Annotated in this window: 13 protein-coding genes; 3 read left to right on the top strand and 10 right to left on the bottom strand. The window is 34.6% G+C overall.

Going from position 1 to position 13881, the window contains the following annotated elements; all coding sequences use genetic code 11:
• Positions 1 to 93: 93 nt before the first annotated feature.
• The 8 genes from Q73A0000_RS02980 to pdhA form a co-directional block, all read right to left on the bottom strand.
• Positions 94 to 2829 carry a sodium-translocating pyrophosphatase gene (locus tag Q73A0000_RS02980; RefSeq protein ID WP_193812607.1) on the bottom strand — a complete coding sequence of 912 codons (2736 nt, stop codon included), beginning with the start codon at positions 2827 to 2829 and terminating at the stop codon, positions 94 to 96.
• Positions 2830 to 2988: 159 nt separating this feature from the next.
• Positions 2989 to 3600: an inorganic pyrophosphatase gene (locus Q73A0000_RS02975; protein ID WP_193812606.1), complete on the bottom strand. Its 612-nt coding sequence runs from the start codon at positions 3598 to 3600 to the stop codon at positions 2989 to 2991.
• Positions 3601 to 3609: 9 nt separating this feature from the next.
• Complete coding sequence (locus Q73A0000_RS02970; protein WP_193812605.1) at positions 3610 to 4119, bottom strand: hypothetical protein; 510 nt, start codon at positions 4117 to 4119, stop codon at positions 3610 to 3612.
• 9 nt (positions 4120 to 4128) lie between these two features.
• Positions 4129 to 5046 (bottom strand): hypothetical protein, encoded by a 918-nt coding sequence (locus tag Q73A0000_RS02965; protein ID WP_193812604.1) that lies wholly within the window; start codon positions 5044 to 5046, stop codon positions 4129 to 4131.
• Positions 5043 to 5720: a RadC family protein gene (radC, locus tag Q73A0000_RS02960; RefSeq protein WP_193812603.1), complete on the bottom strand. Its 678-nt coding sequence runs from the start codon at positions 5718 to 5720 to the stop codon at positions 5043 to 5045. Before radC ends, Q73A0000_RS02965 begins: the two co-directional genes overlap by 4 nt.
• Positions 5721 to 5794: 74 nt before the next feature.
• On the bottom strand, positions 5795 to 6463 hold the full coding sequence (locus tag Q73A0000_RS02955) for an ABC transporter ATP-binding protein (protein WP_193812602.1): 669 nt from the start codon (positions 6461 to 6463) through the stop codon (positions 5795 to 5797).
• Positions 6464 to 6583: 120 nt separating this feature from the next.
• The gene (locus tag Q73A0000_RS02950) at positions 6584 to 8215 is read right to left on the bottom strand and encodes a 2-oxo acid dehydrogenase subunit E2 (RefSeq protein WP_193812601.1); all 1632 of its coding nucleotides are present in this window, start codon (positions 8213 to 8215) and stop codon (positions 6584 to 6586) included.
• Between the two features lie 74 nt (positions 8216 to 8289).
• Positions 8290 to 9294, bottom strand: a complete 1005-nt coding sequence (gene pdhA, locus Q73A0000_RS02945; RefSeq protein WP_193812600.1) for a pyruvate dehydrogenase (acetyl-transferring) E1 component subunit alpha — start codon at positions 9292 to 9294, stop codon at positions 8290 to 8292.
• Between the two features lie 236 nt (positions 9295 to 9530).
• On the opposite strand from pdhA, the gene Q73A0000_RS02940 reads away from it, so the two are divergent.
• From Q73A0000_RS02940 to Q73A0000_RS02930, 3 genes are read left to right on the top strand one after another with little or no spacing between them, the layout of a single operon-like run.
• Entirely contained in the window at positions 9531 to 10064 is a 534-nt protein-coding gene (locus Q73A0000_RS02940) for an ABC transporter permease (protein WP_244140789.1), read from the top strand.
• A 6-nt stretch (positions 10065 to 10070) separates the two neighbouring features.
• On the top strand, positions 10071 to 10559 hold the full coding sequence (locus Q73A0000_RS02935; protein ID WP_193812598.1) for a BlaI/MecI/CopY family transcriptional regulator: 489 nt from the start codon (positions 10071 to 10073) through the stop codon (positions 10557 to 10559).
• Between the two features lie 57 nt (positions 10560 to 10616).
• A complete protein-coding gene (locus Q73A0000_RS02930) occupies positions 10617 to 12401 on the top strand; it encodes a DUF4153 domain-containing protein (protein ID WP_193812597.1) in 1785 nt (594 codons plus the stop codon).
• Positions 12402 to 12472: 71 nt separating this feature from the next.
• Here the strand turns inward: Q73A0000_RS02930 and Q73A0000_RS02925 are convergent, their stop codons facing one another.
• Positions 12473 to 12832: an RNA recognition motif domain-containing protein gene (locus Q73A0000_RS02925; RefSeq protein ID WP_125022269.1), complete on the bottom strand. Its 360-nt coding sequence runs from the start codon at positions 12830 to 12832 to the stop codon at positions 12473 to 12475.
• A 141-nt stretch (positions 12833 to 12973) separates the two neighbouring features.
• Positions 12974 to 13846: an aldo/keto reductase gene (locus Q73A0000_RS02920; RefSeq protein ID WP_317174268.1), complete on the bottom strand. Its 873-nt coding sequence runs from the start codon at positions 13844 to 13846 to the stop codon at positions 12974 to 12976.
• Positions 13847 to 13881 lie beyond the last annotated feature (35 nt).

The following is a 13881-nucleotide window of genomic DNA, read 5'->3' as shown; positions in this document are numbered from 1 at the left end:
ACTTCTTCCATTTTTTTTTAAATCCAAATGTTTAAACAAAATAAATCCCAACTTTTCAGTTGGGATTTACTATTTTAAAAGAACTAAATCGATTTAAAAGTTCAAAATACGAACATCAATTCTTCTGTTTTGTGCTTTACACTCTTCAGTATCATTTGCGGCACAAACTGGATGTAGAGAACCGTAACCTTCAGCTTCTAATCTGTCGGAAGCAATTCCCATTTCCAATAGTTTAAGCTTAGTTGCCTGAGCACGTAAGTTCGATAACTTCATATTGCCTTCTTCGCTTCCGGTATTATCGGTGTAACCACCTAATTTCACTTTAGCAGTTGGGAAAGCGTTTAATATATCAGCCAAATTGCTCAGCTGCTGTTCAGAACCTGGTTTCAAATCGCTGCTTCCAGTTTGGAAGTGAAGATTTTCAATAGTAAACCATTTTGTACTTTCTAAATCTTTTTGATCTTTTGATTTAAGACCGTTGTACAACGCCATTAACTGGCTGTTTTCACCAACACCGATTGATTTGTTAGCTAATTTAATTTCCTGAATATTACCAGTATCATACACGAAATCACCTTCTTCATTAAGCATTCCTCTTGCAGGTTGTATAGGAGTAATTGCTTGAACGCCACCAGCTGAAGTGGTGCCAGCCGTCATGCCTGCCATTCTCTGTAATGATTCTAATTTTGCTCTTCTGTTTTCTTCGATTTTATCTTTGTGAAGAATTGCTAAAGTTGGTGCGATTACTAACGAGATAATCGACATTAATTTAATTAAAATATTCATCGAAGGTCCCGAAGTATCTTTAAATGGATCACCTACAGTATCTCCGGTAACTGATGCTTTATGTGCTTCAGAACCTTTGTAATGCTTTTCACCATTAATTTCAACTCCTTGTTCAAATGATTTTTTAGCATTGTCCCAAGCACCTCCTGCGTTGTTTTGGAAAATCCCCATTAACACTCCAGAAACGGTAGCACCTGCCAAGAATCCTCCTAATACTTCTGGCCCGAAAATAAAGCCCATTAATAAAGGGGATACAAGAGCAATTGCGCCGGGAAGCATCATTTTTTTAAGGGAAGCATCAGTAGAGATCGCTACACATTTTTCATATTCAGGGATTGCTTTTCCTTCTAAGATTCCAGGAATCTCACGGAACTGACGACGAACTTCTTCTACCATCGCCATGGCTGCTGTTCCTACCGCTCTTATCGCTAAAGACGAGAAGATAAACGGAATCATTGCTCCAACAAATAGACCCGCTAATACGTCGGCTCTGTAAATATCAATACCGTCAATACCAGCAATTCCTACGAAGGCAGCAAATAATGCAAGCGCTGTTAAAGCAGCAGACGCAATTGCGAAACCTTTTCCGGTTGCTGCGGTAGTATTTCCAACCGCATCAAGAACATCTGTTCTTTCACGAACTTCTTTTGGTAATTCACTCATTTCTGCAATTCCACCCGCATTATCAGCAATCGGTCCGAAAGCATCAATCGCTAACTGCATTGCCGTAGTTGCCATCATTCCGGCTGCAGCAATTGCAACACCGTAAAGTCCTGCACAAAAATAAGATCCATAAATACCACCTGCTAAAACTAGAATTGGTAACATCGTAGATTCCATCCCAACTGCAAGTCCACCAATAATGTTGGTTGCGTGACCTGTAGAGGATTGTTTGATGATACTGCTCACTGGTTTTTTGCCCATCGCCGTGTAATATTCAGTGATGATACTCATTAAGGTTCCTACAACTAATCCTACGATGATTGCTCCAAAAACACCCATTTTGGTAAATTCATGTCCTCTTAACACCATGGTTTCCGGCATTATATAAGTAACTAAGAAATAAGAAGAAATTGCTGTCAAAATAATACTTCCCCAGTTTCCTAAGTTTAGAGCATTTTGTACAGGAGAAATATCCAAACTTGTTGTTTCACCAATTTTCACAAATAAAGTTCCAATCATTGAATAAATAATTCCTGTACCAGCAATTAACATAGGTAAAAGAATGGGAGCAAAACCTCCAAAGGCATCTACAGATAAAGTTTCTCTACCCAATACCATTGTTGCTAAAACCGTTGCAACATAAGATCCGAATAAATCAGCGCCCATTCCGGCAACATCTCCTACGTTATCTCCAACATTATCAGCAATCGTTGCTGGGTTTCTTGGATCATCTTCAGGAATTCCTGCTTCTACTTTTCCAACTAAGTCGGCACCAACATCGGCTGCTTTGGTATAAATACCACCACCAACTCTGGCGAAAAGTGCAATAGATTCAGCACCTAAAGAGAATCCGGTCAAAATCTCGATGGTTCTTTCCATTTCGTGAGAATCAACACCGGCACCTGGCGCAAAAATTTGTTTAATGATGATGTACAAACCACCCAAACCTAAAACCGCTAAACCAGCAACACCCATTCCCATAACGGAACCTCCGGTGAAGGAAACTTTCAAGGCTTTAGACAAAGAAGTTTTTGCGGCTTCGGCTGTCCTTACGTTGGCTTTGGTCGCGATCTTCATTCCAATAAATCCTGCCAGAGCAGAAAGAATCGCTCCTAAAACGAATGAAATACCGATACTCCAGTGAGAGTTAGCGTTCGACGCGCCCATTAATGCTAATAAAATTGCAACAACGACTACGAAGTACGCCATCACTTTGTATTCAGCTTTTAAGAAAGCCATCGCTCCATCTGAAATATAACCTGCAATTTCTTTCATGCGGACATTACCTGCATTTTGTTTACTCACCCAAGAGCTTTGAACAAAAGTGTAGATTAAAGCAATAATACCAAATATTGGTACGAGATAAAATAATAAATCCATAAATTACTTTTTGATGTTAATTTTGTTAATGTTAAATTTTTGTTAATTAAAACGTTAATCGAAAATACGCCTTTTTTTTAACTTAAAGTTCATTAATTAAAATAAAAAATAGGCAAATGAAAACATTTACCTATTAATAATTATGGAAAACTGATGGGTTTATCCACCAAATTTATTTGCGTAATCCTTCTGTGATGCTTTAATCACTTTTTTCGCATGTTCTGCACCATAAACCTCGTGGATGGTACATTTTGCTGGCTCATCGGGAAGGTTTTTGTAAGTAAGGAAATAGTGCATCAAACGCTTTACTTCTGCTTGTGGCAATTCGGTAATGTCTCTGAAATGTCCAAAAGCATGGTCACCTTTCATTACTGCAACAATTTTATCATCAGCTTCACCTTTGTCGATCATTTTAAAACCACCGATTGGCAATGCTTCCATCAACATTCCACCTGAGTGAATATTGTGGGAACTTAGTACACAAATATCCAGTGGATCTAAATCTCCTCTATCTACATTTTGTGCACCGCTTTCCAAAGCTAATTTTAAAACTTCATCATGGCAATAAGTTCTTGGAATAAATCCATATAAAGCAGGAATAATATTAGAGAACTGCTGCGGACGGTCAACCTTTAAATAACCACTTTGTTTGTCGATTTCATATTTAATAGTATCGCTTGGTACAATTTCCACAAAGACATTTACAACATTTGGTGCTTCATCTCCGACAGGAATCCCATGCCATGGATGTGCTTTAAAATTAGGTATCATTATTTTATTTTAATTTATAATTAAGTTTTCTTTTCTAAGGTCTTCAATACATGCCAAAATATAATCTTGTTCGTTTATGTAATTCATCAAAAAAACCGTCTTATAATCCTGTAATGTACTTTCATTACTAAGATTTTCATATGTTTTATGAAGTAAATGCAGAATATTATTTTTACAATTCACAACTTTAGTCCAAGAGTTTTTGGTTAAATAAAGTTGTTGAGATGCGTTATAATCGAATTCTTCATTAATGGTTTTTTCGATCAAAAACAGATATTCATGAGCCTCTAAATTCTCATCAAATTTGGTTACTAAATTCGCTGGCTTTATTCTTTCCAGGAAAAGGGTAATTCTTTCGTAAGCATGCATTCTTTGCTCTGATTGTCCTTTTACGGTCAACAAATTGAGTTCCTTGTTTTTGAGCTTGATATAATTATACACGAATTGTCTGGTATATATCAAGAACGGAGCAGCAATTATTAATGCAAATGCATAGGGAAAATAAGGCGATTCTATCATTGGTTTTTTCTACGGTGCAAAATTAGTGATAATTCTGTATTTCTTCCATAAATTTTTCAATAAAGTAATCTTAGTATTGGTCAAAAGTGGATATTGGTAGGAAATAGCGCCAAACCTCTCGTTAAACTTGGCAACGTTCTCAACTTCACTGCCCATAAAGTCGAAATTTTTGTCCTCAATGAAATTTTGTAAGCAATGATCAATCATTATTGAAGGGAAGTTCGGATTGATTAAGGGATATCCATTGATGAACAAACTCAGATATCTTCGGTTCTTTCCTTCATATAAATAAACAAAGGATTGAATTTTATTTTTAAATTCCAGGATTCTAAGATGACCAATATTTTTTTCTAAAAGTTCCTTGAAAATTTCGAAATAAATTTGATCGTCTTTGTCTTTATTTGTTCCTTTTATATTTTTAAAAAAGAATTGTTTATGGTCTTCTTTCCAGTCTTTTTTTAAACTAATATTATCAACCAAATCACCAATAATCCGAACATTTCTTCTTCGGTGACTGCTGTAATTTTTCTTAGTGGTTGGATAATTATCTTTCTGTAATAGATAGGAGGTTTTCTTTTGAACAGGTATATTAAATTGATTATCACCGTTAAAAGCATAAATTAAAACCAGGAAATTATTTTCTAAAAAATCATAAAATTGTTGATTGATTTCAGGATCGTCTTCTTTAGAAAAAACGCCTAATTGCTGACAGATTTTTGGCATTAGAATAAAAGTCAATCCAAATTTACGGAAATAAGAAACTGGCATTACCGCCTGATAATCTCCATAAACCAAAAGAAACCATTGACGATTTGATACGATATCTAAAAATTGTTTATCTGCATAATCCGCATTTTGACAGGCATTTTCTAAACATTCAGAATATTGAACGAAATCAATTTTGTCGTACTTTACTTTTTTAATCATAATAAATTTTCGTCTGCAAAACTTAAATAAGCATTTTGCGCAATAATCAAGTGATCCAGCAATTGGATATTTAAAATTTTTCCTGCTTCTGCGATTTGTTTGGTGATTTTGAGGTCTTCTGAACTAGGTTTCAAATTCCCTGAAGGATGATTATGAGCAATGATTATTCCTGTAGCGAGATGCTCTAAAGCGGTTTTAAAAAGAATTCGTACATCAACAACCGATTGATTAATTCCGCCGGAAGATAATTTACTTTTTCCTAAAATTCTGTTATTTTGATTAAGGTAAATCGCCCAAAATTCTTCGGTTTGCAAATCAGATAAATAAGGCATCAATACTTTATAACTTTCTTTGCTGCTGGTTACCTGCACTTTTTCAGGAACTTCTTGCGCCGCTCTTCTTCTGCCAATTTCGAGCGCTACCGCAATTGAAATGGCCTTTGCCTCTCCTATTCCTTTAAATTTCATTAAATCTGAAATTTGCAATAGAGATAAATTATGCCAATTATTCCCGACAGAAGTTAGAATTTTCCTTCCTAACTCTACGGCTGAATCTTCTCTGTTTCCGCTGCCCATGATGATCGCCAACAATTCTGCATCTGAAAGTGAATTTTTACCTTTTAATAAAAATTTCTCTCTCGGTCGATCGTCTTCAGCCAGATATTTAATTGACATACCACAGAATTTTCAGAATTAACTTTTAAATTTAAGAAAAATAAACCGATTGTCATTTTCTTAAAAAATCAGCACTAATAAATAATCTGTCCGTCTTTCATCACCAGTTTGCGATCAGTAGTATCGGCAAGATGAATATTGTGAGTTACAATTACAAAAGTTTGATGGTATTTATCTCTTAAATCAAAGAAAAGTTGATGTAAATCGTCGGCATTTTTAGAATCTAAATTTCCCGTGGGTTCATCTGCGAAAATAATTTTTGGAGAATTAATCAACGCTCTTGCTACGGCCGTCCTTTGTGCTTCACCACCTGACATCTGATTCGGTCGATGATGAATTCTGTGGGCAATATTTAAATCTTCAAAAAGTGAATAGGCTTTATCAATCGATTCTTTCTCATTTTTACCCGCAATTCTCGTTGGCAATAAAACATTTTCTAAAGCTGTAAATTCAGGCAAAAGTTGATGGTATTGAAAAACAAATCCAATATTTTCATTTCTAAATTTCGACAATTGACGATCACTCATATTGATAAAAGACTGCCCTGCCAATTCGATTTGAGTGTCAAAATGTTTAGGATTAGTCGGCTTATCAAGTGTTCCAAGAATTTGTAATAAAGTTGATTTCCCGGCGCCGGATTCACCGACGATCGAAACTACTTCACCTTCTAAAATGTGAACATCAACTCCTTTCAACACTTCTAAATCACCGTAGGATTTATGAATATTACGCGCTTTAATCATGGTTTCAAAAATAGTGAATTTGAGTTAAATTACTAGCAAATATCTTTTAGTTTTAGAATTAAAAAACCTTTCAGCAGATAAATGCTGAAAGGTTATTATTAAAATAGAATTAACTCTTTCTTACAAAAGTAAAGATAAAGGTTGTTCTAAATATGTTCTTAGTGTTTGTAAGAATTGCGCTCCGGTAGCACCATCAACTACTCTATGGTCACATGCCAAAGAAAGTTTCATCGTATTTCCTACCACAATTTGACCATTTTTCACAATTGGTTTTTCAACAATTGCTCCTACAGAAAGAATCGCAGAGTTCGGTTGGTTGATAATTGACGTAAAAGTTTCAATACCAAACATTCCTAAGTTAGAAACAGAGAAAGTAGAACCTTCCATTTCATTCGCTTTCAGACCTTTGGATTTAGCTCTTCCACCCATATCTTTTACACCTGCAGAAATTTGATTATAATTCATTTGATCTGCATTTTTCAATACAGGAACCACTAATCCATCAGGAATTGCAACAGCAACACCTACGTTAATATTTCCGTGGTGAATGATTTTATCCTCTTTCCAGGTAGAATTCACTTGTGGATGTTTTCTTAAAGCCATCGCAGTTGCTTTAATAATCATATCATTAAATGAAATCTTAGTATCTGGTAAAGAGTTAATTTCTTTTCTCGCTTCAATCGCTTTATCCATATTGATTTCTACGATCAAATAATAATGCGGAGCTGTAAATTTACTTTCAGAAAGACGTTTTGCAATAATATTTCTTACTTGAGAATTTGGTGTTTCAGAATCTTCACCCTGAACGAAATTCATAGCAACCTGCGCCGGAGCAGCAACTGCAGCAGAACTTGAAACTTCTTGCTTCGCTGGTGTCGAAGCAGCAGCACTTGGCTGATAATTCTCAATATCCTTTCTTACAATTCTGCCGTTTTCACCACTACCTTTTAAAGAACGTACATCAATTCCTTTATCTGCGGCCATTTTTTTAGCCAAAGGAGAAATCGCTAATCTTTCAGTAGATGAATTTTCTACAGTTTGTGTTGGTGTATTTTCAGAAGCGGAAATATTTTCTGAAGGTTTTTCAGTGGCAGCTTTTGAATCTGCTTTTTTCACTCCACCTGAAGTAAGACCAGAAACATCTGTTCCTGCAGGTCCAATGATTGCTAACACCGTATCAACCGGACTTGCTTCACCTTCGCCAACGCTCGTGTAAAGTAAAGTTCCATTCACTTCTGATTCAAAATCCTGAACTGCTTTATCGGTTTCAATCTCTGCTAAAACATCACCTTCTTTTACAGTATCACCAACTTTGAAATGCCATTTTGCAACTTTCCCTTCAGTCATCGTATCAGAAAGCCTTGGCATTGTGATTACTTCAACACCAGCAGGAATTTCTTCAGTACTTGTAGATTGAGTTTCTGCAGCAGGTTGTTCTTCAGTTTTCTTTTCTTCGGCTTTTTCAGAAACCGCAGCTTCAGAGTTTCCACCGATTAATGAAGAAATATCTTCACCTTGATTTCCAATAATTGCCAATACAGAATCTACAGGTGATGAACCACCTTCTTCTGTACCAATATATAATAAGGTCCCGTTAAATTCTGATTCAAAATCCTGTACGGCTTTGTCAGTTTCGATTTCGGCTAAGATATCTCCTTCTTTTACTGCGTCTCCTACTTTCTTGTGCCATTTCGCCACTTTACCGTCCGTCATCGTGTCTGAAAGACGGGGCATTGTAATCACTTCTGCCATAATATTTTATTATTTTTAGATTCAATAAATGAAATCTGACTTTAATAAAAAATCAGATTTCAAATGAATTATTTTTAGTTATTTTCTAATTTATTGATGAAAGGATAATCTTCCTGAGCATAGACGTAGTCATAAACTTTATCTAAATCAGGATAAGGAGAATTTTCCATAAACTCTACACATTCTTCAACGAAATCTTTAGATTTATCTTCAATTGCCGTTAATTCGTCCTGAGTCGCCCAGTTATTATCTAAGATTCTTTTCTTTACGATTTCGATAGGATCTTCTTTTTTGTATTCAGCAACTTCTTCTTTACTTCTGTACGGTTCTGCATCAGACATAGAGTGTCCTCTGAAACGGTATGTTCTTGCTTCGATGAAAGTTGGTCCATCTCCTCTTCTTGCTCTTTCGATGGCTTCAAAAGCAGCTTCTGCTACTTTCTCAGGATCCATTGCATCTACAGCAAGACAAGGCATTTCATAACCTAATCCTAATTTATAAATATCTTCATGGTTAGCAGTTCTTTTTACAGAAGTTCCCATTGCATATCCGTTATTTTCTACAACAAAAACTACCGGAAGTTTCCAGTTCATTGCCATGTTGAAAGTCTCATGAAGAGATCCCTGTCTCGCAGCTCCATCTCCAAAGAAACAGATATTCACTGCTTTTCTGTCGAAGTATTTATCACCAAAAGCAATTCCTGCTCCTAATGGAATCTGACCTCCAACAATACCGTGACCACCATAAAAACGGTGTTCTTTGCTGAAAATGTGCATAGAACCACCCATTCCTCCTGAAGTTCCTGTAGCTTTACCACACAGTTCTGCCAAAATTCTTTTCGGATCTACACCCATCGCCATTGGATGAATGTGACAACGATACGCTGTAATCATACTGTCTTTGGATAAATCCATAGCATGAGTAAAACCTGCAGGAATCGCTTCCTGACCGTTATATAAATGTAAAAATCCTCTGATTTTTTGTTTAAGATAAAGAGAACGGCATTTGTCTTCAAACCTTCTCCACATTGTCATTTCTTCGTACCACTTCAGGTAGACCTCTTGCGAAAATTCTTTCATGTGCTAACTTTTGCTATTTTTTTGAAACAACATATAACCTCTCGATTTTATGTTTGTTGGAAATATTTAGCAAAAATAACAAAAAACTTTGTCTTTATTGGTAGCATAAGAAAACATTGTTCTGATTTTAGTCATTAAAAAATATTACTTTTGAAAGTATAACAGAATTTATGCTAAAAACTCCTTCTTCTTTCGTCCTGAAAATTTCAAAATACATCTCGGATTTCTTTAATCCTATGAATTCTTTATTAATTTATTTCCTGTTATACAGTATTCAAAATTTTTCCCTGAAAGAAACTTTATCCCATTTTTTACCTATTTTAATAATTACTATTATTCCTATTTCATCCTGGATCTATTATAATGTAAAAACAAAAAAATATACGGATGCTGATGTTTCAGATCGCAAGCAAAGAAAAGGTCTTTACTTTTTTATCTCGGGAGCAATCATTTCCTACTTAAATTTTGTGTATTTACGGTATGAAAGAATTGATTTTGTTCTGCTCTTTCTTTTAATATTGTTAGTAATAATGCAAATCAGTAATTATTTTATTAAAAGCTCGATGCACACTGCTTTAAATATATTTGTGGCTGCGTTAATGTTTACCTTGAATCCTATTTACGGTTTAATCTGGCTGGGCTTTACGATAGCGGTCGCCTACAGCCGAATCGTTTTGAGAAGACACAGTTTGGCAGAAGTCCTAAGTGGCGCAGTTATCGCGAGTATCATTTCTTTTATTTACCTTTATACTCATATTCAAAATCAGTAATACATTATGAAAATAAGTCATTTGACTCCGGGCGAAGAAATTTTAATGAATGTTTTGTGGCGACTTGATGCTGCTTATATGCGCGAGATTATTGAGCAATATCCAGAACCTAAACCGCATCCAAATACGATTTCAACTTTCTTAAAAATCTTGGTTGAAAAAGAATTTCTGACTACGCACAAAGAAGGTCGTGTTTTTCAATATTCGGTCGCAATTCCATTTGAAGATTATAGAAAATATTTATTAAGGATTTTTCTGGAAGACTATTTTAATAACTCAGCTTCTGAACTTGTCAAATTACTTCTTGATGAAAATCTTCTTAAAAGTTCTGATTTAGAGCAATCTTTTGACATAAAAACGACTGTATTTCCAACTCACGAAAAGGAAGAGGAATCAGAACTGACTGAATTCTTAAATGATATTACAGCACCCAAAAAGAAGAAAAAGAAAAAAGAAAAGGACGACAAAAAGAAAAATAAAAAGAAGAATAAATAGTTCCTGCAAAGACTTCAATAATATTTTTCATTTCTAATTCCTCAATAAAAATTTAAAATGGTAAAAAAATTCAAAGAAGTCTTTGGTAAAACGGAGGCGGTAATTCGGGAATATCCGATGGTATTGACAATGGCATTTATCGGCGCAGTTTCGATGATGTTTTACGTCAACAACGATTTTGTAAACAGGGAATATTTATTTTTCTATTTGAAATTTAGCTTAGTCGCTTCCCTGGGAATTTCGTTAATGTTTGCCTTAAAGATGCTTGCACAGCGAATCGGTAAAGAAGTTTTCTTGCAACTATTAGGAATTATTTTCCTGGTTCTTTTTTATTTTCTACTTCCATCCAGTGAAAAACAGTTTACTGAGGTTTACGCTTATCTTCTGATACCAACATTTTTGTTATCACATTTATTCGTTTCTTTCATTCCTTTTATTGGGGAAAATAAAGAACAAAATTTTTGGCAATACAATAAGAATCTATTTATCAACTTCTTCCTAACCATAATATTTACAGGCATTTTAACTGGCGGAATGATGTTGGCAATATTAGCCGTCGATAAACTTTTCGATTTTAATTTTAATGGTCGTTACTATTCTTATACGTTCATTTTCCTATCCATTTTCGGAAGCTGTCTGATTTTTCTTCTCTTTAATGAGAAGGGATTATCTTATTTAGAAAAAAATAGTGAATATCCGGTTATTCTCAAGTTTTTTACGCAATATATTTTAATTCCACTTCTCCTTATCTATGCGGTAATTCTTTATTTTTATTCTGCGAAAATCTTGATCAATTGGGAATTACCGAGAGGTTGGGTTTCCTATTTGATCCTCGCCTATTCAGTTGTTGGAATTCTTGCTTTGCTTCTGGTGCATCCGTTGAAAGAAAATTCTACCAAATCATGGGTTAAGATTTTTTCTAAAATTTTCTATTATACACTGGCCCCTTTAATTATTCTATTATTTGTTGCCATCTTTACCCGTATTTTAGAATATGGTTATACAGAACCAAGATATTTCGTCTTGATATTGGCAATTTGGTTAACGACCGTTGTACTTTATTTCATCTTCATTCGCAAACAAAGTATCAAATTCGTACCGATAACCTTATTTATCTTTGGTTTATTTTCTCTGGCTTTACCTTATTTGAATACTTTTTCAGTCGCTAAAAGAAGTCAGAAAAACGAATTGATGAAATTAGTTAGTCAGAAAAATATTTTGGAGAATGGCAAAATCAAATTTAATAAAGAAATTTCGAGTGCCGTTGCAGATGATATCGCTAATAAATTTAATTTTCTGGCAAAAAGGAATGAGACTGATTTCTTATCAAATTTACTTCCTGCTGACGTTAAAAAAAGATTTAATAAAGATTTAGCGAGTAACGAGACTTACAAATTTGCCAGCATTAGAGATGAATTTAAATCCGTAACTGAGGTTAATGAGGCGAACAATAGAAATTACCGTAGTGTAAGAATATCTTCAAAAGCTTTTTCGGCTGATATTTCTAAATACAGACAACTGTACAAAGTAGATTATAATCATAACACTAGTTTTACATTTGAAAATAATCTCTTTCAGTTGGATGCGCCTGGAACTATTTTAAAATCTGAATTTAATTTGGCTTTAAATGGAGAGCGAATCAACTTGCTTCCTGAACTTAAGCAACTATTTGACAATGCACCTAAAGACGGAGAACAATTAGTTGATGAACTTTTCATAACCAAAGTGATTGGAAAGTATGAAATTAAAATGATGTTTGATTCAGTACTTCGAAATACGGCACCGAATAAAAGCGAGGAATACATCGTCAATTCTGAATCGATTATTCTATTAATTAAATAAACAGAAAAATATAAGGCACAAAAAAAGCGACTTTTTTAAAAAAAAGTCGCTTAAATTATTCAGGTAAAATCTTACCAGTTAGAACCGCCACTACGACCTCCGCCGCTGTATCCGCTTCCACCACCACGATTTCCACCTCCGTAACCACCACCGCCTGAACGGTTGTTGTCAAAGCTTCTTCTTGGTTTGTCTTCTCTTGGCTTAGCTTCAGAAATGTTAAGTTCTTTACCGTCCAATTCTTTTCCGTTTAGAGCTTCGATAGCATTCTTGCCATCTTCGTCGCTCATTTCTACGAAACCAAATCCTCTTGATCTCCCGGTTTCTCTGTCAGTGATAATTTTGGCAGACGATACGTCTCCAAATTCTGAAAATAAATCTTGCAACGACTGTTCTTGGGTTGCATAGTTGATGTTTGAAACAAAAATGTTCATCTTAAAAAAAAATTAATTATTAATACTGTTGAAATTATAAATGAAACTCAATGAATGCGATGAACAATGATTGATTTCGGTTATAAAAACAGGTGCAAGTTACAATTATAATTCAAACCTGCAAGTTTTTTAACAAATATTTTACTTTATTTCATTTCCATTTTTTGCTTGCAAGAGTTTAAACCAGTCTTGATGCTCGAGATTAATGTTTAAACTTTCTCTGAATTTTATAATATTTTCTACACGCGAAGTGCCTATAACAGGTAAAATACCAGCCGGATGTTTTAAAATAAAGGCGAGCAGAATTTGATTTTCTTCCGCGTTATATTTCTGACAAAGATTTTCGAGAACTTTTTTTATCCTTTCATTCTCTTCAGATTTTTCTGTAAAATAATTTCCCATGACGGACCAAGCCATTGGTTGAAGGTTTTTCAGCATCATATGATCTAACGTTCCATCGTAAAAAGCGTCAGTATGGTTTAAAGAAATTTCTACCTGATTCGTAATAATTGGAAAAGCGTCATTGATTAACTCAAATTGCGAAGGCGAAAAATTGGACACGCCGAAATGCCTTACTTTCTTTTGCTCCCTTAAAATCCCGAATGTTTCAGTAATTTCTGAAGGATTCATTAATGGTGATGGACGGTGAAGTAATAAAACATCGAGATAATCGGTTTGTAGATTCTCTAAGCTTTTCTCTACCGATGTTAGTATATGTTCTTTTGAGTAATTATAAGATTTTACACTATAGTTTCTATTCGAGCATGGAATTTCAATTCCACACTTGGAAATAAACTGTACGTCTTCCCTATTTACATTCATTTTAGAAAAAGCATCGCCAAACAATTTTTCGGTCGTGTAGTCTCCGTAAATGTCGGCATGATCAAAAGTGGTGAGATTTTCCTGGATTGATACTTCAATTAATTTCTGCACGTCTTTGATGGAATGATTGGCTCCCCAAATTCCCCAGCGCATTGTTCCTATAATGATTGGTGAAAAATTCATTGTTTTCATAATTTGCTCAAAATTAAAATTTTAACATTTAAAAA

The sequence above is a fragment of the Kaistella flava (ex Peng et al. 2021) genome (assembly GCF_015191005.1).
Classification (GTDB): domain Bacteria; phylum Bacteroidota; class Bacteroidia; order Flavobacteriales; family Weeksellaceae; genus Kaistella; species Kaistella flava.
Note: the sequence above shows the minus strand (reverse complement) of the source record. Positions and strands in the feature narration are given on the sequence as shown.

Coding starts and splice junctions, on each gene's coding strand:
- radC (WP_193812603.1), bottom strand. CDS start 5,720: ATGTCAATTAAATATCTGGCTGAAGACGATCGACCGAGAGAGAAATTT.
- pdhA (WP_193812600.1), bottom strand. CDS start 9,294: ATGAAAGAATTTTCGCAAGAGGTCTACCTGAAGTGGTACGAAGAAATG.
- Q73A0000_RS02975 (WP_193812606.1), bottom strand. CDS start 3,600: ATGATACCTAATTTTAAAGCACATCCATGGCATGGGATTCCTGTCGGA.
- Q73A0000_RS02950 (WP_193812601.1), bottom strand. CDS start 8,215: ATGGCAGAAGTGATTACAATGCCCCGTCTTTCAGACACGATGACGGAC.
- Q73A0000_RS02965 (WP_193812604.1), bottom strand. CDS start 5,046: ATGATTAAAAAAGTAAAGTACGACAAAATTGATTTCGTTCAATATTCT.
- Q73A0000_RS02955 (WP_193812602.1), bottom strand. CDS start 6,463: ATGATTAAAGCGCGTAATATTCATAAATCCTACGGTGATTTAGAAGTG.
- Q73A0000_RS02925 (WP_125022269.1), bottom strand. CDS start 12,832: ATGAACATTTTTGTTTCAAACATCAACTATGCAACCCAAGAACAGTCG.
- Q73A0000_RS02935 (WP_193812598.1), top strand. CDS start 10,071: ATGAAAATAAGTCATTTGACTCCGGGCGAAGAAATTTTAATGAATGTT.
- Q73A0000_RS02930 (WP_193812597.1), top strand. CDS start 10,617: ATGGTAAAAAAATTCAAAGAAGTCTTTGGTAAAACGGAGGCGGTAATT.
- Q73A0000_RS02970 (WP_193812605.1), bottom strand. CDS start 4,119: ATGATAGAATCGCCTTATTTTCCCTATGCATTTGCATTAATAATTGCT.
- Q73A0000_RS02920 (WP_317174268.1), bottom strand. CDS start 13,846: ATGAAAACAATGAATTTTTCACCAATCATTATAGGAACAATGCGCTGG.
- Q73A0000_RS02980 (WP_193812607.1), bottom strand. CDS start 2,829: ATGGATTTATTATTTTATCTCGTACCAATATTTGGTATTATTGCTTTA.
- Q73A0000_RS02940 (WP_244140789.1), top strand. CDS start 9,531: ATGAATTCTTTATTAATTTATTTCCTGTTATACAGTATTCAAAATTTT.